20 protein-coding genes and 2 tRNA genes are annotated in these 20,004 nt (G+C 70.6%); 7 read left to right on the top strand and 15 right to left on the bottom strand.

Going from position 1 to position 20,004, the window contains the following annotated elements; genetic code table 11:
- Nucleotides 1-33: 33 nt before the first annotated feature.
- Together F1D61_RS00435 and F1D61_RS00430 are read left to right on the top strand one after the other, a co-directional pair.
- Nucleotides 34-576, top strand: a complete 543-nt coding sequence (locus tag F1D61_RS00435) for a GNAT family N-acetyltransferase (protein WP_203156043.1) — start codon at nucleotides 34-36, stop codon at nucleotides 574-576.
- A 147-nt stretch (nucleotides 577-723) separates the two neighbouring features.
- Complete coding sequence (locus F1D61_RS00430) at nucleotides 724-2,328, top strand: outer membrane beta-barrel protein (RefSeq protein WP_246775651.1); 1,605 nt, start codon at nucleotides 724-726, stop codon at nucleotides 2,326-2,328.
- 92 nt (nucleotides 2,329-2,420) lie between these two features.
- Here F1D61_RS00430 and F1D61_RS00425 read toward each other — a convergent pair whose 3' ends face one another.
- Nucleotides 2,421-2,705 (bottom strand): hypothetical protein, encoded by a 285-nt coding sequence (locus F1D61_RS00425; protein ID WP_203156042.1) that lies wholly within the window; start codon nucleotides 2,703-2,705, stop codon nucleotides 2,421-2,423.
- A gap of 205 nt (nucleotides 2,706-2,910) precedes the next feature.
- Between F1D61_RS00425 and F1D61_RS00420 the strand changes: the two genes are divergently transcribed.
- Nucleotides 2,911-4,287, top strand: coding sequence for a TAXI family TRAP transporter solute-binding subunit (locus tag F1D61_RS00420; RefSeq protein WP_203156041.1), 1,377 nt, complete (start codon nucleotides 2,911-2,913; stop codon nucleotides 4,285-4,287).
- Between the two features lie 4 nt (nucleotides 4,288-4,291).
- Here F1D61_RS00420 and F1D61_RS00415 read toward each other — a convergent pair whose 3' ends face one another.
- The 7 genes from F1D61_RS00415 to sdhC all read right to left on the bottom strand — a co-directional run bounded on the left by F1D61_RS00415 (nucleotide 4,292) and on the right by sdhC (nucleotide 9,213).
- Nucleotides 4,292-4,903: an AprI/Inh family metalloprotease inhibitor gene (locus F1D61_RS00415; RefSeq protein WP_203156040.1), complete on the bottom strand. Its 612-nt coding sequence runs from the start codon at nucleotides 4,901-4,903 to the stop codon at nucleotides 4,292-4,294.
- A 180-nt stretch (nucleotides 4,904-5,083) separates the two neighbouring features.
- The gene (locus F1D61_RS00410; RefSeq protein WP_203156039.1) at nucleotides 5,084-5,866 is read right to left on the bottom strand and encodes a succinate dehydrogenase iron-sulfur subunit; all 783 of its coding nucleotides are present in this window, start codon (nucleotides 5,864-5,866) and stop codon (nucleotides 5,084-5,086) included.
- A 4-nt stretch (nucleotides 5,867-5,870) separates the two neighbouring features.
- On the bottom strand, nucleotides 5,871-6,251 hold the full coding sequence (locus F1D61_RS00405; protein ID WP_203156038.1) for a DUF5615 family PIN-like protein: 381 nt from the start codon (nucleotides 6,249-6,251) through the stop codon (nucleotides 5,871-5,873).
- Complete coding sequence (locus F1D61_RS00400; RefSeq protein ID WP_048432913.1) at nucleotides 6,248-6,481, bottom strand: DUF433 domain-containing protein; 234 nt, start codon at nucleotides 6,479-6,481, stop codon at nucleotides 6,248-6,250. The genes F1D61_RS00405 and F1D61_RS00400 overlap by 4 nt, the downstream gene beginning before the upstream one ends.
- Before the next feature lie 31 nt (nucleotides 6,482-6,512).
- Nucleotides 6,513-8,339, bottom strand: coding sequence for a succinate dehydrogenase flavoprotein subunit (gene sdhA, locus F1D61_RS00395; protein WP_203156037.1), 1,827 nt, complete (start codon nucleotides 8,337-8,339; stop codon nucleotides 6,513-6,515).
- A 37-nt stretch (nucleotides 8,340-8,376) separates the two neighbouring features.
- The gene (sdhD, locus tag F1D61_RS00390) at nucleotides 8,377-8,778 is read right to left on the bottom strand and encodes a succinate dehydrogenase, hydrophobic membrane anchor protein (RefSeq protein ID WP_203156036.1); all 402 of its coding nucleotides are present in this window, start codon (nucleotides 8,776-8,778) and stop codon (nucleotides 8,377-8,379) included.
- A 15-nt stretch (nucleotides 8,779-8,793) separates the two neighbouring features.
- A complete protein-coding gene (gene sdhC, locus F1D61_RS00385) occupies nucleotides 8,794-9,213 on the bottom strand; it encodes a succinate dehydrogenase, cytochrome b556 subunit (protein WP_203156035.1) in 420 nt (139 codons plus the stop codon).
- Between the two features lie 284 nt (nucleotides 9,214-9,497).
- Here sdhC and F1D61_RS00380 point away from each other — a divergent pair, with 284 nt between their 5' ends.
- Complete coding sequence (locus F1D61_RS00380; RefSeq protein WP_203156034.1) at nucleotides 9,498-10,388, top strand: LysR substrate-binding domain-containing protein; 891 nt, start codon at nucleotides 9,498-9,500, stop codon at nucleotides 10,386-10,388.
- A 192-nt stretch (nucleotides 10,389-10,580) separates the two neighbouring features.
- Nucleotides 10,581-11,039 (top strand): manganese-binding transcriptional regulator MntR, encoded by a 459-nt coding sequence (gene mntR, locus F1D61_RS00375; protein ID WP_203156033.1) that lies wholly within the window; start codon nucleotides 10,581-10,583, stop codon nucleotides 11,037-11,039.
- Between the two features lie 24 nt (nucleotides 11,040-11,063).
- On the opposite strand, the gene F1D61_RS34935 is transcribed toward mntR, so the two are convergent.
- The 4 genes from F1D61_RS34935 to F1D61_RS00355 all read right to left on the bottom strand — a co-directional run bounded on the left by F1D61_RS34935 (nucleotide 11,064) and on the right by F1D61_RS00355 (nucleotide 14,348).
- The gene (locus tag F1D61_RS34935; RefSeq protein ID WP_348649409.1) at nucleotides 11,064-12,350 is read right to left on the bottom strand and encodes a methyl-accepting chemotaxis protein; all 1,287 of its coding nucleotides are present in this window, start codon (nucleotides 12,348-12,350) and stop codon (nucleotides 11,064-11,066) included.
- A gap of 150 nt (nucleotides 12,351-12,500) precedes the next feature.
- Nucleotides 12,501-13,715, bottom strand: coding sequence for a MaoC family dehydratase (locus F1D61_RS00365; RefSeq protein ID WP_432443194.1), 1,215 nt, complete (start codon nucleotides 13,713-13,715; stop codon nucleotides 12,501-12,503).
- On the bottom strand, nucleotides 13,690-14,025 hold the full coding sequence (locus tag F1D61_RS00360; RefSeq protein WP_203156031.1) for a DUF167 family protein: 336 nt from the start codon (nucleotides 14,023-14,025) through the stop codon (nucleotides 13,690-13,692). Before F1D61_RS00360 ends, F1D61_RS00365 begins: the two co-directional genes overlap by 26 nt.
- Before the next feature lie 35 nt (nucleotides 14,026-14,060).
- Nucleotides 14,061-14,348 (bottom strand): YggT family protein, encoded by a 288-nt coding sequence (locus F1D61_RS00355; RefSeq protein ID WP_203156030.1) that lies wholly within the window; start codon nucleotides 14,346-14,348, stop codon nucleotides 14,061-14,063.
- A 111-nt stretch (nucleotides 14,349-14,459) separates the two neighbouring features.
- Here F1D61_RS00355 and F1D61_RS00350 point away from each other — a divergent pair.
- Nucleotides 14,460-14,535, top strand: a tRNA-Ala gene (locus F1D61_RS00350).
- 112 nt (nucleotides 14,536-14,647) lie between these two features.
- Nucleotides 14,648-14,723, top strand: a tRNA-Ala gene (locus F1D61_RS00345).
- Nucleotides 14,724-15,061: 338 nt separating this feature from the next.
- Here the strand turns inward: F1D61_RS00345 and F1D61_RS00340 are convergent.
- From F1D61_RS00340 to F1D61_RS00330, 3 genes are all read right to left on the bottom strand, one after another.
- The gene (locus tag F1D61_RS00340; protein ID WP_203156029.1) at nucleotides 15,062-15,487 is read right to left on the bottom strand and encodes a MucR family transcriptional regulator; all 426 of its coding nucleotides are present in this window, start codon (nucleotides 15,485-15,487) and stop codon (nucleotides 15,062-15,064) included.
- 383 nt (nucleotides 15,488-15,870) lie between these two features.
- Complete coding sequence (locus tag F1D61_RS00335) at nucleotides 15,871-16,839, bottom strand: cation diffusion facilitator family transporter (RefSeq protein ID WP_203156028.1); 969 nt, start codon at nucleotides 16,837-16,839, stop codon at nucleotides 15,871-15,873.
- 133 nt (nucleotides 16,840-16,972) lie between these two features.
- The gene (locus tag F1D61_RS00330) at nucleotides 16,973-19,990 is read right to left on the bottom strand and encodes a hybrid sensor histidine kinase/response regulator (RefSeq protein WP_281437031.1); all 3,018 of its coding nucleotides are present in this window, start codon (nucleotides 19,988-19,990) and stop codon (nucleotides 16,973-16,975) included.
- Between the last annotated feature and the right edge of the window lie 14 nt (nucleotides 19,991-20,004).

Here is a 20,004-nt window from a genome sequence, read left to right as displayed (position 1 = left end):
GGGCGCCCGCGTTTCCACGGGTGGATGCGAGTGATGGCGCACGAGAGCGACGACGTGATGCTTCGCCCCTGCCGGGAGGACGACCTTCCCGCCGTGACGGCGATCTACGCCCATGCGGTGACGACCGGCCGGGCCTCGTTCGAGATCGAGCCGCCGGACGAGGCCGAGATGGGCCGGCGCCGGGCGGCGCTCGTCGCGGGCGGCTACCCCTATCTCGTCGCCGAGCGGGCGGGGATGGTCGTCGCCTACGCCTATGCCGGGCCCTACCGGACCCGGGCGGCCTATCGCGGCACGGTCGAGACCTCCGTCTACGTCCGGCCCGACCAGGCCGGCCGGGGCCTCGGCCGGCGCCTGCTGGCGCGGCTCATCGACGAGGCGACGGCCGCGGATTTTCGCCAGATGGTGGCGGTGATCGGGGATTCGCAAAACGCCGCCTCGATCGCGCTCCATGCCGGCCTCGGCTTCCGGCACGTCGGGGTTCTCGACGCCGTCGGCTGGAAGCACGGCACCTGGCTCGACACCGTGCTGATGCAGCGCGCCCTCGGGCCCGGCGACCGGACGCCTCCGGGGCGATGACACGGTTCGTCTCCACAACCGTCCCGTTTCCCCGGGACAAGGCCGGTCCCGGGTCAGTTACGGGGACTTAACCCTGCCCGTTGTACCGCTCTTAACCATGATGGCCCGCCGGACTGGACGGGCCCGGCGGAGCGGAGCGGCAGGCCCGTGGCGGACGAGCGGCGAACACGCGGACGGGCCGGCCCCGGCCTTCCGGTCCTGGTGCTGGCGGTCTCCCTCGCCGCCGCGGGGCCGGTCCGGGCCCAGGTCGCGGCGCCGGGCCTGGACCAGGGATTCGGGCAAGGTCCGGGCCAGGCGACCGATCCGAACCTGCCCGGCCCGCTTCCGGGCGGCCGGGATCCCGCGACCTTCGCCCTGCGCAATACCAACCCGGCCCTTCCCGGCGCCCTGTCCCGCGGCGTCGGTCGCCCCGGCGGGGCGTCCCGTTTCGTCGCCCGGCCGCGCACCCCGCCGCAGCGGCGGACGCGCCCGCCCACCACCGCCATCACCCGCCAGGCGACCCAAGCGGCCACCGCCGACGATGGGCGCCTGCGCCCGATCGTTCAGCTCCCGGTCTCGGGCGTGCCGGATCTCACCACGGGCGCGCCGCTCCTGCGCCGGCGTACGATCGACCCGCTCGATCCCTACGGCCCCCTCGGCATCCGGCTCGGCGGGCTGACCCTGTTCCCGGCGCTGCAGCAGAGCGTCGGCTACGATTCGAACCCCGACCGCTCGATCTATCGCCGCGGCTCGATGGCGCTGCTGAGCCAGGGCGAGCTGCGGGTCGCGAGCGACTGGTCGTCCCACGCGCTCACCGGCGCGATGCGCTTCGGCTACTTCCTGTACCCCGACAACCCCAACGCCGACCGGCCGGACGGCGACGGCGCGATGCGGCTGCGCCTCGACGTCACGCGCGATACCAAGGTCGACATCGAGGGCCGCTACGCCATCTCGACCCAGCGTGCCGGCAGCCCGGACCTCGCCGCCCAGGTCCGCGACCGGCCTCTCGTCGCCGCCTATGGCGGCACGGTCGGGGTGACGCAGAACTTCAACCGGCTCCAAGTGACGGTGGCGGGCCTGGTCGACCGCCAGACCTTCGAGAACGCGCAGCTCTCCGACGGCACGCTCCTGCGCCAGGACGACCGCAACGCCAACCAGTTCGGCCTGCGCCTGCGCACCGGCTACGAGATCCGCCCCGGCTTCACCCCCTTCGTCGACACCCTGGTCGACACGCGGGTCCACGACTTCGCGGTCGACCAGTCCGGCCTGCGCCGCGATTCCAACGGCGTCACCGTGCGCGCCGGATCGAGCTTCGAGATCAGCCGGCTCCTCGTCGGCGAGGTATCGGGCGGCTACCTGTCGCGCCACTACGCCGACAGCCGCCTGCGCGACGTCACCGGCCCGGTGATCGACGGCTCGGTCACCTGGGCGGCGACCGCGCTGACCTCGCTCCGGATCGGCGCGGCGACCAGCGTGAGCGAGACCATCGTGCCCGGCGCGAGCGGCATCCTCACCCGCACCGCCGTCGCGGAACTCACCCACGACCTGCGCCGCAACCTGCGCCTGACCTTCACCGGCACGCTGATCAACAACGACTACCAGGGCACCAGCATCCGCGAGCAGGGCTACAGCGCCGGCATCAAGCTCGATTACCGCCTCAACCGCTGGCTCGGCGTCCGGGCGAGCTACGCTCGCGAGATGCTGCGCAGCACCGCGATCGGGTCGAGCTATCACTCGGACACGTATCTGGTCGGGGTGCGGGTCAATCCATGACTATGAGGCGGGACCGATCTAATTCGGCCCCGCCTAAAATCCGCCTGCAACTAAGATAAAAAATTTATTCATTAATTTGTTTTATATTTAAGTCATTTTGGAAGCTCGCGATTAAGCGCAATGATTTCCTGGAGACCGAAAATCGCGACACCATCACCCGTATGCACCTTTATGACAGGGAGCTTGCCCGCGGTACTTTTTGCCTCCCGTTCGCGAAGGGCTTCATCGACGGCCGAACGCAGGTTTAGATGATTTGTCGATCTATCGATCCCAAGAGGCACCGTACAAGACGCCTCAAATGATTGCCCAGAAGTTGGCGCAAAGCCGAATGGCGCCCACATCAGGACGATATTGAAATTTCCGCGTTCTGATGTCATATCTTGATTGCCCCCACATGGTGCTGCGAAGCGCTATCTTTATCTAAAATTTAAAAAGCCGATTTGTTCCAAAAGATGTCGTTAAGTCAACTACTAGACCGTTGGGCGAACGCCCCTGCGACACGCACGCCGCGCAACCCGGACCGCCCTCCCCCGGTTTCATGCCATCGAAACCCCGGTCGTCGAGGGAGGGCATGTCCGCGCGATGACGAGAGCCTTCCGGCCCGAGCGCATCTTCCTGGTCACCAGCCTGGTGCTCACCATCGCGGCGGCGGTGGCCATGTACCTGTTGCAGGCGACGACCCTCACCATCGCGGTGGCGCCGCGGGACGGCACCGAGCCGGCGCTGATCCGCGCCTATGCCGACGCCCTGACGAGCACCCACAAGGGGGTGCGCCTGAAGATCCTGCCCTTCGACGACGTGCGCGAGAGCGCCAAGGCCCTGGAGCAAGGAAAGGCCGACCTCGCGGTGGTGCGGCCCGACGTCGATCTGCCGTCGAACGGCCTGACGCTCGCGATCCTGCGCGACCAGGCGATGCTGATCGCCTCGCCGGCGCCGTCGGGCATCACGACCTTCCCGGGGCTGGCCCGCAAGCGCCTCGGCATCGTGGCCCATCGCGACGCCGATCTGTGGCTGCTGAAGAGCCTGATGGGCTATTACGGCCTCACCCTCCAGGAGGGCGGCAGCGGGCCGATCGCCGCCGGCCAGGTGCGGCTGGTGCCGCTCGCGGAGGAGGACCTGGCCGCAGCCTTCGCGCAAAGGCGCATCGACGCCGTCGTGGCGGTGATCGCGCCCGCCGCCCCGATGGCGCTCCGCCTCGTCGGCACGGTCCAGGCGGCGAGCCGGACCCGCAAGGTCGATTTCGTCGGGGTCGAGGACGGGCCGGCGATCATCGAGCGCCTGCCCCGGCTCCAGGCGGTGACGGTGCCGGCCGGGCTGTTCGGCGGCAGCCCGAAGGTGCCCGAGGACGAGGTGAAGACCGTCGGCGCCTCGTACCGGCTGATGGCCAAGGCCTCGATGAGCCGGACCGTGGCGGCGGACGTGACCCAGCACCTGTTCGAACTGCGCTCGCGGCTCTCCGACGCGACGCCGGCCGCCGATTACGTGGCCGCGCCTGCCTACGAGACCACCGCCGAGGCGACGAGCGCGCGGCTGCCGATCCATCCCGGCGCGATCGACTATTACGAGCGCGAGCAGCAGGGCTTCATCGAGCGCTACGGCGACTGGGTCTACCTGCTGGCGGTGCTCGGCGGCGGCTTCGGCTCGGCCCTCGCCTGGCTGCGCCAGCGCCTGCGCCGCCTGCGGCGCGAGCGCATCGACGTGGTGATGGACCGGCTGCTCGAGATCCTGGCCGAGGCGCGCCGGGCGGATGCCGCCGGCCTCGACGCGCTCACCGGCGAGGTCGATACCCTGGCGGCGGATGTCGTGCGCTACACCCGCGAGCGCGAGACCGACACCCGCACCATGGCGGCGGTGATGATCGCGATCGAGACCGCGCGCTCCACCATCGCCGATTGCCGCCGGATGGCCGGAGAGGCGGTGCCGCCGCGGCCCGCCTTCCGGCTCAGCGCCGCCGAATAGTGGCTTACCGCACCATCGCCAGCGGCGCACCCGACTTCGACAGGGCGCCGTCCATGGCGCCCCCGGCCGGGCGCAGGCGTGCCGCGACGGTGCCGCCGGGCTGGTAGAGATAGACCTCGCCGTCGCGGTAGTCCCAGGCGGTGACCTTGGCGAGGTCCTTGTTGGCGCAGCCCGCGGACGAGGCCTTGTAGAGGTCGAGGGCCGGGGTGCTCGCCAGGGTGACGCGGCAGCTCGCGCCGGTCGCGTCCTTGGCGGTCCAGCCGCCGACGACCGCCGAGCGTCCGCCGGTCGACACCACGGGAGCCGGCGGCGGGGCGATCGCGGCCTGCTGCTGCACCGGCGGCGGAGGCGCCGGCTCCGCCATGATCGGGCCGGACGGGTTGGCGACGGCCGGAGCCGCGGAGGCACCCGGGGGCGGCGCCAGGGGCGCCGAGGTCACCGGGCCGGAGGACAGGCCGGGGCCGAGATCCGGCTCCTCGGGCGGCAGCGGCCGGGCCGGGCGGGAGACGGGCCGCGCCGCGGCGTTGAGCCCGGTATCGAACCGCGACGAGGAGCAGGCGCCGGCGCTCGCGGCGAGGGCCAAGGCGGCGACGGTGCAGAGGATCTGACGCGGCATCGAGGGGTCCTGAAAGGGCCTTTGGGCGGATGTCGAGGATCGTTGGTCCCCGGGAAATACGATCCCGCCAAGGCGCGTGCAGGGGTTTCCCCAACGACAAAGGCGCCTGAAGGCGCCTTTTCGAGGGGGTGTGGCCGACAGGACCCAGTCGGCCACCCCGACAAGGTTTTTCGAGGCGAATCAGACCTCGCGGGCCACCATCATCTTCTTGATCTCGGCGATGGCCTTGGCCGGGTTCAGGCCCTTCGGGCAGGTATTGGCGCAGTTCATGATGGTGTGGCAGCGGTAGAGCCGGAACGGGTCGTGCAGCCCGTCGAGGCGCTCGCCGGTATTCTCGTCGCGGCTGTCGATCAGCCAGCGATAGGCCTGGAGCAGGGCCGCCGGGCCGAGGAAGCGGTCGCCGTTCCACCAGTAGCTCGGGCACGAGGTGGTGCAGCAGGCGCACAGGATGCACTCGTAGAGCCCGTCGAGCCGCGCGCGGTCCTCAGGCGTTTGGCGCCACTCCTTCTCGGGCGAGGGCGTCTCGGTCTGCAGCCACGGCTCGATCGCCGCGTGCTGGGCGAAGAACGAGGTCAGGTCCGGCACCAAATCCTTCAGCACCGGCATGTGCGGCAGCGGATAGATCTTGACTTGGGTAGACTTGCAGTCGTCGATGCCGAGCGTGCAGGCCAGCGTGTTCTGCCCCATGATGTTCATGGCGCAGGAGCCGCAGATGCCCTCGCGGCACGAGCGCCGGAAGGTCAGGGTCGGGTCGACCTTGTTCTTGATCCACAGGAGCGCGTCGAGGACCATCGGGCCGCAATCGTCGCGATCGACGTAGTAGGTGTCGATCCGCGGATTGGCGCCGTCATCCTCGTTCCAGCGGTAGATCCGGAACTCCTGGAGATTCTTGGCGCCGGCCGGCTTCGGCCAGGTCTTGCCCTCGGTGTACTGGGAGCCTTTGGGGAGGTTGAACTGGGCCATCTGTCTATGCCTGATCGGTGCGGTCGAGCCCGAGGGGACGCAGTCGCACCCGTCCGGTCTCGATGGTGAGGAGGGCTCCGGAGTGCAGGTCCGCCCGCGCCCCGTCGATCGCGCGGGCGACGAGGGGGCCGACGCGCCCGGGCAGCGTGGATCCCGTGCGGAGCTGGATGACGCTCGGCGCGGTCGCGTCCGACCGCGCCAGGGCGATCCCGAAATCGAGATCGGCCGTCATGACGGCGCGACCGGAGGCTCGCGCCCAATCGATGATGTCGGTGTCGGGCGCGTCCTCCGCACCGACCTCCGACCAGTGGACCGCGTCGTGTCCAAGGCCCTGGAGGTAGGAGACCCAGTCGGGCGTGAGGTTCATGTCGACCACGATCCTCACGCCGCCGGCTCGAGAGCGATCTCGCGCTCCTGCGCCATCCAGGCCGCGTAGCGGAGGGCCTCGAGCACGTCCTCGCGCTCGAGATAGGGATAGGCCGCCAGCAACTCGTCGATGCCGACGCCCTCACCGAGATTTCCGAGGATCATCGCGACCGTCACCCGCTTGCCGCGGATGCAGGCTTTCCCGGCCATGACGGCCGGATCGCGGGTGATCCGGGGGAACTCGGTCATCGATCCCTCCAAGCCGGCCGTCGCGTCGGCCTCAGTACACGCGGGCCTTCGGCTCGATATACGCGATGTCGTTCGACATCGTGTAGGTGTGGACCGGCCGGTAATCGATCGCGACCTTGCGGGCGTCGGGGTCGAGCCAGGCGAGCGTGTGCTTCATCCACTGCTTGTCGTCGCGATCCGGGAAGTCCTCGCGGGCATGCGCGCCGCGCGACTCGGTCCGGTTGGCGGCCGATTCCATGGTGACGACGGCCTGGCCGATCAGGTTGTCGTATTCCAGGGTCTCGAGCAGGTCTGTGTTCCAGACCAGCGAGCGGTCGGTCACCTTCACGTCGTCGGTGCCGGCCCAGACCTTGTTGATCAGGCCCCTGCCCTCCTCCAGCACCTCGCCGGTGCGGAACACGGCGCAGTTGTTCTGCATCGTCTTCTGCATCTCGAGGCGCAGCTCCGCCGTCGGCGTGCCGCCATTGGCGTAGCGGAAGCGGTCGAGGCGGCCGAGCGCCTTGTCGGCGGAATCCTTCGGCAGTTCCGGCAGGCGGCCGCCCTTCTCCACCGTCTCGGCGCAGCGCAGGCCCGCGGCGCGCCCGAACACCACGAGGTCGATGAGCGAGTTCGAGCCCAGGCGGTTGGCGCCGTGGACCGAGACGCAGGCCGCCTCGCCGATCGCCATCAGGCCCGGCACCACGTGGTCCGGGTTGCCGTTCTTGAGGGTGAGCACCTCGCCGTGGAAGTTCGTCGGGATGCCGCCCATGTTGTAGTGGACGGTCGGGATGACCGGGATCGGCTCCTTGGTCACGTCGACGCCGGCGAAGATCTTCGCGCTCTCCGAGATGCCGGGCAGGCGCTCGTGCAGGATCTTCGGGTCGAGGTGGTCGAGGTGAAGGAAGATGTGGTCCTTGTTCTTGCCGACACCGCGGCCGGCGCGGATCTCCATGGTCATGGAGCGGGAGACCACGTCGCGGGAGGCGAGGTCCTTGGCCGAGGGGGCGTAGCGCTCCATGAAGCGCTCACCCTCGGAGTTGGTCAGGTAGCCGCCCTCGCCGCGCGAGCCCTCGGTGATGAGGCAGCCGGCGCCGTAGATGCCGGTCGGGTGGAACTGGACGAACTCCATGTCCTCGAGCGCCAGGCCCGCCCGCAGCACCATGGCGTTGCCGTCGCCGGTGCAGGTATGGGCCGAGGTCGCCGAGAAATAGGCCCGGCCGTAGCCGCCGGTGGCGAGCACCGTCGTGGCGGCCCGGAAGCGGTGGATCTCGCCGGTCGCCTGGTCGATGGCGATGACGCCGCGGCAGCGGCCCTCCTCGTCCATGATCAGGTCAAGGGCGAAATACTCGATGAAGAAGTTGGTCTGCGCCTTCACGGCCTGGCCGTAGAGGGTGTGCAGCATGGCGTGGCCGGTGCGGTCGGCCGCCGCGCAGGTGCGCTGGGCGGTGCCCTTGCCGTAATCGGTGGTCATGCCGCCGAACGGGCGCTGGTAGATCTTGCCCTCGGCGGTGCGCGAGAACGGCACGCCCCAATGCTCGAGCTCGTAGACCGCGGCCGGCGCGTTGCGCACCAGGTACTCGATCGCGTCCTGGTCGCCGAGCCAGTCCGACCCCTTCACGGTGTCGTACATGTGCCAGCGCCAGTCGTCCGGGCCCATGTTGCCGAGCGAGGCCGAGATGCCGCCCTGCGCCGCCACGGTGTGCGAGCGGGTCGGGAACACCTTGGTGATGCAGGCGGTGCGCAGGCCGGCCTGCGAGCAGCCGACGGTGGCCCGCAGGCCGGCGCCGCCGGCGCCGACGATCACGACGTCGAAGGTGTGGTCGATGATGGTGTACGCCTTGCCGTTCTGGGCCGGCGCGGCGGAAGCGGTGGAGGCCATGGGCGAGGTTCCCGTTCTGGCGTGACGCAGTCTGTCGTTACACGAGGACCCGCAGGCTCACGCGCACGATGGCGTAGAGGCAGGCGACCGCGACGACGACGCAGTAGAAGTTGTTGGCGATGACCGCGGCGATGCGCAGGCCCTTGTCGTGGACATAGTCCTCGATGACGATCTGCAAGCCCATCCGCATGTGGTTGGTGACCGACAGGACGCCAAGGATGAGCAGGATCGCCACCAGCGGGTGCGACACCAGGGCGACCGCCGCCGGATAGGGCCGGCCGGCCATCAGGGCAACGATCACCACGAAGGCGAGGACGAGGGGCACGTTCGCGACCGCGGTGACGCGGTGCATCCACCATTCGCGGGTGCCGTGATGCGCCGCACCGAGGCCGCTGATGCGGGCGCGGGCGGTGCGGATCGAGGGACGGGGATCGGCCATCTGTCGTCGTCCTTCTCAGCGCGCCACGAGGGCGACGAGCCAGATCAGCACCGTCAGGGCGGTCGAGCCGATCAGGGTGAAGCGGGCCATCGCGATGCGGGTGCCGGGCTCCATGCCGTGGCCGAAATCCCAGACCAGGTGGCGGATGCCGCCGAGCATGTGGTGCAGCAGGATCCAGGTATAGACGAACAGGATCAGCCGCCCGAGGATCGAGCCGAAGAACCACGCCACCGGGCCGTAGGCGCCGGAGCCGGCCGCCAGCGCCACGAGCCAGAGCGCCAGCAGGGCCGTTCCGCCGTAGAGCGCGACGCCGGTGATGCGGTGGGCCACCGACATCGCCATGGTCCAGGTCCAGCGGTAGATCTGGAGATGGGGCGAGAGCGGTCGAACGACCGGCCTGCCGGCGGGGTTGGTGGGCCTTGCGGTGTCCGCCATGGTGATCCTCGGAAAGTCTCAGGTCTGTACCGGCTCTAAACTGGGTGCCTACCGGCTCCGTCCCGCCAGCGCAACGTGGCCGTCGGTCCAGGCCGGTGACAGACGCGTCGGTCTGTCTCCCTGGAACGCGTCCAATTCGCAATGCGGCTCTCGTTGACCCAGCCTTCGCCGATCGCGAAGGCTGTGGAGGCCCCTGGTCATCGCAGCCCCGCCCGATCTACCTTCGCGGCCGGCGAAACGATCGGCCGGCACCGGGCCTTCGCCCGAGGGAGGGAGCCGCCGCCATGCATTTCGATCTCGTCGATCTGAGCCTGTTTCGCCACGTGGTCGAGGCGGGCTCGATCACCCATGGCGCCGCCCGCGCCAACCTGGCGCTCGCCGCGGCGAGCCACCGCATCCGCAGCATGGAGGCCTCGCTCGGTGCCGCCCTCCTCACCCGGGCGCGGCTCGGCGTCACCCCGACGCCGGCCGGGCGCACCCTCCTGGCCCATGCCCGCCAGATCCTCGGCAATGTCGAGCGGCTGCAAGGCGATCTCGGCGCCTTCGCGGGCGGGGCGGCGGGCCAGATCCGGGTCCTGTCCAACACCAACGCCCTGACCGAATTCCTGCCGGAAGTCCTCTCGGCCTATCTCACCCTGCATCCGGGGGTGAGCGTCGACATCGAGGAGCGGCTGTCCGACGAGATCGTCGGGCTCGTCGCCGAGGGCGCGGCGGATCTCGGCCTCGTCGCCGGCACGGTCGAGACCGGCAGCCTCGAGACCCATCCGTTCCGCCGCGACCGCTTCGTGCTGGTGGTGGCGCGGGACCATCCGCTGGCCGAGCGGGAATCCCTCCCCTTCGCCGAGGTGCTGGGCCACGACCTCGTCGGGCTCGACCGGGCGAGCGCGCTCACCCGCTTCCTCGCGGCCAAGGCCGGGCGCAGCGGCCAGCCCCTGCGCCTGCGGGTGCAGCTGCGCGGCTTCGATGCGGTCTGCCGCCTGGTAGAGTGCCGGGTCGGCCTCGGCATCGTCCCGGAGACGACGGCGCGCCGGGCCGCCCGCACGATGGCGATCGCCATCGTGGCCCTGGAGGATCCGTGGGCGGTGCGCGACCTGACGATCTGCCTGCGCGACCTCGCCGCCCTGCCCCCCTTCGCCCAGGATTTCGTCGCCCACCTGCGGGCGCCGCAAGGGTGAGGGCGCGGAACCGGTGCCGACCTCGAGCGAGGCTCGCGGCGCGTGGAGCAAGGCTCGCGGCGCGTGGAGCAAGGCTCGCGGCGCGTCGCGTAAGGCTGACGGTGGTGCCTTCAGGCCCTGCACACCCGGCCCGTCCTCGGGTAAGAAAGTCGTCATCACGGACCGAATGAACGAGGCGGACGACCCCATCCCATGCAGGACACCGATCGCCCGCACGAGCCCGCCGCCCTGGTCGATGCCGAGGCGCATTCCGCCGGCTTCCGGCAGGTGCGCGAGGCGCGCCGGCTCGAACTGGTGGAGGATTACGTCGAGCTGATCGCCGACCTGATCGGCGATGGCGGCGAGGCGCGCCAGGTCGACATCGCGGCCCGCCTCGGCGTGGCGCAGCCGACGGTGGCCAAGATGCTCAAGCGCCTGGCCGAGGACGGCCTGGTGCAGCAGCGGCCCTACCGGGGCGTGTTCCTCACCGAGGCCGGCCGGGCGCTCGCCGCGGAGGCGCGGGAACGCCACCGCATCGTCGAATCGTTCCTGCTGGCGCTCGGCGTCAGCCCGGACGTGGCGCGGTGCGACGCCGAGGGCATCGAGCACCATGTCAGCGGCGAGACGCTGGAGGCGTTCCGCCGCTTCACCGCCGCCAGGACCGCCGCCTGAGCGGCGGCGGGACGGCGATCCGGGTCAAGCCGCCCGGACGCCCTTGAGGAAGGCGTCGGTCTGCGCGCTCAGCTCGCGGGAGCGGTCCGACACGCCCGCCGAGGCGGCGATCACCCGGGCGGCGGTCTGTCCGGTCTCCTGCGCCGAGGCCGAGACGCCGGCGGTCCCGCTCATCACCTCGCCGGCGCCGTCGGCGGCCTGCGCGACGTTGCGGACGATCTCCTGGGTCGCGGCGTTCTGCTCCTCGACCGCGGCGGCGATCGCCGTCGTAACGGTGCTGATCTCGCGAATCCGCGCGCCGAAGCCGCCGATCGCCGACACCGCCTGCGCGGTCGAATCCTGGATCCGGGCGATCTGCGAGGAGATCTCCTCGGTCGCCTTGGCGGTCTGGTTGGCCAGTTCCTTGACCTCGGCCGCGACGACCGCGAAGCCGCGTCCCGCCTCGCCGGCCCGCGCCGCCTCGATGGTGGCGTTCAAGGCCAGCAGGTTGGTCTGGCCGGCGATGGAGGAGATCAGGCTGACCACGTCGCCGATCTTGCTCACCGCACCGCTTAGCTCCTGCACCAGACGGGCGGTCCCGTCGGCCTCGACCACCGCCGCCTCGGCGAGCGCCGCCGAGCCCTGGACCTGGCGGCCGATCTCGGTGACCGAGCTGCCCAGCTCCTCGGAGGCCGCCGCGACCGTGCCGATGTTGGTCGAGGTCTGCGTGGCGGCGCTCGCCACCGCATTCGAGCGGGCGCTGGTCTGGTCGGCGGTGCCGGCCATGGCGGCGGCCGCCGCCTGCATCTCGGCAGCGGCCTTCGACAGGGTCTCGAACAGGGTCCGGGACTCCTGCGCGAAGTCGGCGACCATCGCGTCGATGCGCTTGGCCCGCGCCTCGTCGTTGGCCTTGGCCTCCATTTCGGGCTGGATGTCGACGATCGAACCGCAGATCCGCAGCGGCATGCCGCTCGCGTCGTAAGCCGCGCCGCCCGTGGCCCGTATCCAGCGCGGCGTCCCGTCCGGCATCACGATCCGGTACTTGACGTCGTAGGCGCCCTGGTTCTTCACGTCTTTGATCGCGGCGGCGAACGCGGTCATGATGTAATCGAGATCGGCGGGATAGATCCGGCTCGACCACGCCTCCAGCGTGTTCGGAAACTCCTCGATCGTCTTGCATCCGAACACGCGCCGCATTTCCGGCGTCCAGGTCACCCGGGTCTTCGGATGGGTGAGATCGCCCTTGAACGGGATCACCTCCCACAGGCCGACGCCGGCCCGCGTCGCGAGCAGTTCGAGAAATCCGTCTTTGCGAGAGAACCGCGTCAGCATGTGATCGTCGTCCGGTCGTTCCTGCAAGGACGATACGATCGACCGGTGAATGATACGTTACGTTAGGAAAACGATCTATTCTCGAAGACCGGAGCCCACCTGCGTGGAACCGGGGTTTCCGGCGCCGCCGAAGCGGCGCCGGCCCGTCCCTCAGCGCGGCATCAGCGCCCAGTAATCGAGGTCGAGGATCACCGACGGGTCGGTGCTCTCGCCGGCCTTGTCCGGATGGGCGGTGCAGGGCTGGTTCTTGGTCGCGATCGTGCGCAGGCGCAGGGCGCCGACATCGCTGCGGCCCGGCAGGTCGGCCACCGCCAGCACCTCGCTCCAGGCATAGACCGTGTCGCCGGCAAACAGCGGCGCGACGTGGCGCCCGGCATTGATGCCCGCGATCGAGAAGGCGTTGCCCAGCCCGTTGAAGCTCAAGGCCCGGGCGAGCGAGATGACGTGGCCGCCATAGATCAGCCGCTTGCCGAAGCGGGTATCCTTGGCCGCGTAGCCGTCGAAATGGACCTTGGCGGTGTTCTGGAACAGCCGGGTGGCGATCTGGTGCTCGGCCTCCTCGACGGTCATGCCGTCGACGTGGTCGATGCGCTCGCCGACCTGGTAGTCGCCGAGGCGATGCGGGCTGCCGGCGAGACCGAGATCGTAGGCCTGCGCGTTCAGGGGCGGCAGGGCGGCGGCCAGGTCCTCCGGCGCCACCGCCTTGGCGAGGCTCGGCACCGCCTCCTCGGCGATTCTAGCCTCGGGTTCGCGCTTGCGCACCAACACCCAGCGGCAATAGCTCAGCACCGCCTCGCCATGGGCATCGTAGCCGGTGGAACGGACATAGACCACGCCGGTCTGGCGGTTCGAGCTCTCCTTGAGGCCGATCACCTCCGAGACCGAATTCAGGGTCTCGCCGGGATAGACCGGGCGCAGGAAGCGGCCTTCCGCGTAGCCGAGATTGGCGACCGCGTTGAGCGAGATGTCCGGCACCGTCTTGCCGAACACGACGTGGAACACCAGCAGGTCGTCGAGGGGGGCCCGAGCGTAGCCGAAGGCCGCCGCGAAGGCGTCGGAGGATTGCACCGCGAAGCGTGGGCCGTAGAGCGCGGTGTAGAGCGCCACGTCGCCGGTGGTGACCGTGCGCGGCGTGGCGTGGCGGATGGTCTCCCCGAGGCGGAAATCCTCGAAGAAACGGCCCGGATTGGTCTTCATCGTCGCCCCTCGTGCGAGCGCTGCGGCGCTCGTGCGAGAGCCTGCCGGATGCGGTGACGCGCCCGGCAGGCTCTGGATGGTATCGGGCCGGCAGAACGGCCGGCCGCCTGCCGGCGATTTGAGGGGTAGTGCCGTCCGACGGTCAAGCCCCGCTCTTGGATGGAGCATAGAGCAGGCCGTCGAGCCGCGCCGCCAGCGCCGGACCGTCGCCGGCGATGCGAAACAGCTTGATCCGGGCGGTGGCCCCGGTGGTGAGTGCAACCGCCGAGGCCGGGAGGCCGAGGGCGCGCCGCAGCACGTCCCGGATCGCCGCGTTGGCGGCACCGTCCTTCGGCGCCGCCCGGACCCGGACCTTCAGCACGGCGGCGCCGTCGTCCCGGATCTCGACGCCGTCGAGGGCGTCGCGTCCGCCGCGCGGGGTGGCCCGCACGCGGACCTCGAGCCCCTGGGGCGTGACCCGCCAGGGCGGGCTCCTCATCGCGGGCCCATCATGGCGGGCGCTACGCCAAGTCTCTACGCCATGCCGGCGAAGAGCTCGAACATCAGGTTGCGCAGGAAGAACAGGCCGAGGACCAGGATGATCGGCGAGATGTCGATGCCGCCGAGGTTGGGCAGGATGCGCCGGATCGGCCGCAGGGCCGGCTCGGTCACCCGGAACAGGAACTCCCCGATCTGCGAGACGATCGGGTTGCGCACGTTGACCACGTTGAAGGCCACCAGCCAGCTCAGGACGGCGCTGGCGATGAGCAGGTACACGTAGAGCGTGATGATGTTGTCGATGAGCCAGAGGATCGAGCGCATGCGTGGTCCGTGCGAGCCCCGGGGCACCCCGCGCGCGATTGCGGCGCGGCGGGCCCACCAAGGGAATTGACAGGCTGAGAAGGGCCGGCCTACAAGGCACCCGCCTCGGACGGGGCTGTAGCTCAGATGGGAGAGCGCCGCAATCGCACTGCGGAGGTCAGGGGTTCGAATCCCCTCAGCTCCACCAGGCCTGCCCAGCGTGCTTAACGCAGGGTTGGCAGGGTGGCGGAGGCAGGTGGTGACGGAGCCACTTGGGTAGTGACATCGCCTCGGCGATATGACATATGCCCGCTTACGGCGGGGCTGTAGCTCAGATGGGAGAGCGCCGCAATCGCACTGCGGAGGTCAGGGGTTCGAATCCCCTCAGCTCCACCAAACTTCCGTTTGGTTGGATCCTGTAATGAATGGATGAGACCGGGGATCGGCTTCGAGCTGCTGCCCGGTTTTGCCATGTCTGGTGTTGAGATTCCGCCGGGGCTGGCGCTTGTTTCCGACGAGATGCGGGACGCCCCGCCGCCCAGACCGGAAACGACTCGAGCCCGCCAGCCGATGCCTCGAGCGGGGAACCGGTCGGGCAGGTGGCGGGGCGGTCCGGTGAGTTGAAGTCGCGCGCCTCCCCTCTCCCGGGTGGGAGAGGGGATCCCGAGCTTGCCGCCGAAGGGATCTTTCCCGGACAGCTGGGTGGCCGAGGAGAGCGGCGACGGCCGGGCCCGTTACCGCCCGCGGTTCTTGCGCTGCTGGCCGAGGCCCGAGCTCTTGGCGAGCTCCGAGCGCTGGGCGGCGTAGGTCGCGGCGACCATCGGATAGTCGTGCGGAAGACCCCACTTCTGGCGGTACTGCTCGGGCGAGAGACCCCGGGTGGTCAGGTGCCGCTTGAGCGACTTGTACGGCTTACCGTCCTCCAGGCTGATGATGTAGTCGGCCGTGACGGTCTTGCGGATCGGGACGGGCGGCGTGGGCTTCTCGGGCTCGGGGGCCGGCGGCGCGGCGACGCGTTCCAGGGAGGCGTGTACGGCGGCGATCAGGCTGCCGAGCTCCCCAACCGGCACCGAGTTCTTCGACACGTAGGCCGACACGATATCGGCCGTGAGCATGACGAGGTCGCCCGGCTCCTGATCGTGAGTATCCACGTCTGACATCATAGGGTTTCCGCTTCGAGAGTGTGGTGGACGGCGGCCTTGCAGCGAGCTGGTCCGGCACCGTGCCGCCATTCGGTGTTCTTGAGGGCCATCCGCGACCCAAGTCCGTCGGCGCGAGCGACCGGCCCCTCAGACTTGGTGGCAAGTCTCATGCCCGCCCGCAAGCTGGTAACAGCAACGCATCGATAAAATCAGGTAGTTTCTGTGGATTTCATGGCGACACAATCAACCGCAATATACCTAAGGTTGCAACTTTCGCACTCTCGTTGCCGATAATTGCATAAAACTCTATCGAGAACCGGTGTCTGAGCAAGGCGCCGCGAGGAGGAATATTGACATCCCCGGAAGCCGCCGGCTGTCGGGGACGCGTCGCGGGGGCGCGATCAGGCCACCCGGTCCGGCTGGCGCGCGGCGGCGTCGTGGCGGGACTGGATCTCGATGAAGACGCGCCGGACCTTGGGGCTCAGGGCCTTCATCCGCCGCTCCAGCTGCCCGACCATCCGCTCGACCTCGCCGCCGCTGAGCCGGTCGTCGATGTCGAGGCTGACATTGACCAGGACGTCGGCGGGACCGAGATGCTGGGTCAGCACCTCGTTGACGTACTCCACCCCCGGCTCGGACCGGACGATCTCGTGCAGGCCGGCGACCAGTTCGGGCTCCGCCGCCTCGCCGACGAGCAGGCCGTGGGTCTCGATCATCAGGAAGATCGCCATGCCGATCAGGATGAGCCCGATGACGATCGAGGCGATGCCGTCGAAGGCGGGCTGCTTCAGGGTCTCGGCCAGGATCACGCCGGTAAGCGCCACGACGAGGCCGGTCAAGGCCGCCACGTCCTCGACCAGCACGGTGAACAGGGCCGGGTCCTTGCTGCGGCGGATCGCGGTGATCGGCGGCCGCTGGCCCTTCTCGCCCCAGAACGCCTTGAGGGCGACGAAGCAGGAATAGCCCTCGGCGGCGACCGCGAAGCCGAGGATCGCGAGGTTCACGTAGAGGCCCGGGACGGTCCGCCCGAAGATCACGGCGTCGGCGGCGGGCTCGGGATGCTGGAGCTTGTGGATGCCCTCGTAGACCGCGAAGGCGCCGCCGCCGAGGAAGATCAGCAGGGCGACCAGGAAGGCATAGAAATAGACCTCCCGGCCGTAGCCGAACGGGAAGCGGGCATCCGCCGGCCGCCGCGCCCGCTTCAGCCCGACGAGGAGCAGGATCTGGTTGGCGGTGTCGACCATCGAGTGGACGCCCTCGGCCAGCATGGCGCTGCTGCCGGTGAAGAAGGCGCCGACGAACTTCGCCGCGGCGATCGCCAGGTTGGCGCCGGCGGCGGTGTAGATCGCGCCGTTGCTCTCATGAGCCATGGGATTGGGCCATGTGTTCGAAAACTCCCGTCGCCCGGCGAGCGTAGCCGCGGCTGACGACAGTAACGCCGCGGGGCGCCGGATGGGTCCGGTACCCCGCGCCCCAATGGTCGGAAGATCAGGCGAGCGGAGATCAGGCCGCGTCGCGCAAGGGGGGCGCCGGGCTATCCAGCCCGAAGTGACCGTAGAGCGCCGCGATACTGTCGGTGAGCAGGCCGTCGAGCGGCGCCAGCACCGCGTCGTCCGGCACCCTGCCCTCGACCCGGGCCGCATGCTCGATCCCGCCCAGATGCGAGGCCAGGGCCGCGGCGCCGACATTGAGGCTCATCGACTTGAGCCCGTGCGCCGCCCGGGCGGCGGCCTGCGCATCGGAGGCCGCCCGCAACGCCGCCAGGCCGTCGGGCCCGTGGCCGGCGAACAGGCCGAGCACCCGCCCGACGAAGGCCGAGCCGGACCCCTCGGCCATCTCGGCGAGCCCGGCGAGGGTATCGGGATCGAGGAGCGCCGCCGGGGCCGCGTCGCGCAGACCGGGAGCCCCGGCCGGATCCGTGGCCGCACCCGTCTCCCCGCCCGTCCCCGATGCTTCCTGTGTTCCGATGCCCGCCGCCAGCGTGCGGGCGAGGTCGGTCAGGGTGAAGGGCTTGGCGAGCACGCCGTCCATCCCGGCCTCGCGCCAGGCCTCCGCGGCAGTGCCGACGACGTGGGCGGTGGCCGCCGCGATGTGGACGCGCGGCCTGCCCTCCGCCGCCTCCCATTGCCGGATCGCCCGGGCGGCGTCGAAGCCGTCGAGCCCCGGCATCGAGCCGTCCATCAGGATCAGGTCGAACCCGCCGTCGCGGGCGGCCTCCAGCGCCTGGAAGCCGTCCTCCACGGTGACGACGGCGGTGACGCCGAGCCGGCCCAGCGCCTCGACCGCGACCTCGCGGTTGACCGGGTTGTCGTCCGCCACCAGCACCCGCGCGGCCGGGAAGCGCGGCAGGGAGGCGACCGGGCCGGCCTCGGCGCCGATGCCCGCGAAGGTCTGCCCCGTCGCCAGGGCCGCGAGCGCCGGGCGCCACTCGCCCTGCACGAGCGGCCAGCGCAGCAGGGCGTCGGCGAGGCCCGAGGACAGGACCGCGGCCCCGCTCGGCTCGCCCATCGGCGCGAGCGCCAGGACCCGGCCGGCCCCGGCCGGACGGCGCCCGGCCTGGGCGAGGTCGCGGGCCTCGACGAGGTGGTGGGCGCCCTCCCCCGTCTCCCCCGGCGCGAAGCCGGCGGCGGCGAGGCCGTCCGTCAGGGCGAGTTCGGTCGCCCGGCCCGACACCGCGACGACAACCGCCGGGATTATCCCGCCCTGGCGCGAGACCGGCTCGGCCGCCGCGACGACGTCGAGGGGGATCTCGGCCCAGAAGGTCGAGCCGCGCCCGACCTCGCTCTCGACCCCAATCCGCCCGCCCATGGCGGCGACGAGCCGCTCGGCGATCGACAGGCCCAGCCCGGTGCCGCCGAAGCGCCGGGTGGTCGAGCCGTCGGCCTGCGAGAAGGCGGAAAAGATCGTCGGCAGGGTCTCGGCCGGGATGCCGATGCCCGTATCCGAGACGCTCAGGCGCAAGGCCCCGCCGCGATCCGCCGTCTCGAGCCGCACCAGGACGTGGCCGGATTCGGTGAACTTGAGGGCGTTGTTGACGAAGTTGCCCAGCACCTGGCCGAGGCGGACCGGATCGCCGTGGATCGCCCGCGGCACGTCCGGCGCGACGATCGCCGCGAGGTCGAGCCCCTTGGCCCGGGCCCGCTCGCCGAACAGGGTGACGACGGTATCGGCGACCTCGGAGGGATCGAGGGCGATGCGCTCCAGGGTGAGCTTGCCGGCCTCGACCTTGGCGAAGTCCAGGATGTCGTTGATGATCGCGAGCAGGCTCTGCCCCGAGCGGGCGATGACCTCGGCGTAGCGGCGCTGGCGCGCCGGCAGATCGGCGGCGGCCAGGAGCTCGGCCATCACCAGCATGCCGTTCATCGGCGTGCGGATCTCGTGGCTCATGGTCGCCAGGAAGGACGACTTGGCGCTGTTGGCCGCCTCGGCCGCTTCCTTGGCCTCGCTGAGGTCGTGGGTGCGGTCGCTCACCTCCTGCTCCAGCCGGCCCTGATGCGCGATCAGGCGGCGGTCGCGCTCGCGCACCGCGTCGATGAGGCCGTTGAAGCTCGTCGCCAGGCGGCCGACCTCGTCGCCGGATTCGGCGACGGCCGGCAGGACGGCATGGCGGGCGTAATCGTGGTTCTCGCGCACCGCATCCATGGTGCGGGCGAGCGCGGTGAGCGGCCGGGTCAGGGCGCGGCCGAGGCGCCAGGCCACCGCCGAGCCGACCGCCATGGCGAGCGCCGCGGTCAGGAGGGCGTTGCGCACCACGCCCCAGAGCCGTCCGACGAGGTCGGCGTTGTCGGCGATCAGGGTGACCTGCCCGACCTTGCGGGCATTCTCCACCACCGGGACGCTGACCTTCACCGTGCGGGTGAGCACCAGGGCCAGCGGACCGATATCCTGCCTGTCGAGATCGAGGTCGTCGGCGAGCCGCAGGCCCGTGCCCTGCTCGGCGAGGGCCGAGCCGTCCGGCCGGGTCAGGCCGGCATAGACGATGCCCCTCACCTGGGCGATCGCCCGCAGGGCCGCATGGGCACCGGCCACGTCGTCGGCGGCCGCCGCCCCGGCGGCGGCGGCGGCGAAGACGCTGGCGAGGTCGCGCAGGGACCGGCGGGTGTCGGAGGCGTAGCGGTCGGTCTCGTGCCAGACGCCGATCGCCGTGCCCGCCGCCAGGGCGACGACCACCGCCCCGAGGACCACCCGGCCGAGACGGGCGGCGAGGCTGCGCCCCGGACGGGAGGGGAGCGGGGGCGCCGCGGGCGCGGCCTCGGCGGGACCCGATTCGAGAGCGGGAGGTCCTTCGGAGGCCGGACGGTCCTCGGACGGCGGAGCCTCGGCGGGCATCCGGCGGCGCGTCAGGCGCAGGCGCCCGCGCAGGCCGGGCCCGGCCGCCTCGGGGTCGACAGCGCTCCCGCCGCGGCGCCACCGGCCGGAGGGAGGAGGCCGGGAGATCGGCTCTTCCGCGACGCGAATGACCTGAGCCCGCAGCACCCGGTTCTGGCCCGGCCCGTGCGGGCCGATCGACTCGTCCGTCATCCTGATGTCACGAT

The organism is Methylobacterium aquaticum, assembly GCF_016804325.1.
GTDB classification, from domain to species: domain Bacteria; phylum Pseudomonadota; class Alphaproteobacteria; order Rhizobiales; family Beijerinckiaceae; genus Methylobacterium; species Methylobacterium aquaticum_C.
This window is presented reverse-complemented; position numbering and strand designations above follow the sequence as displayed.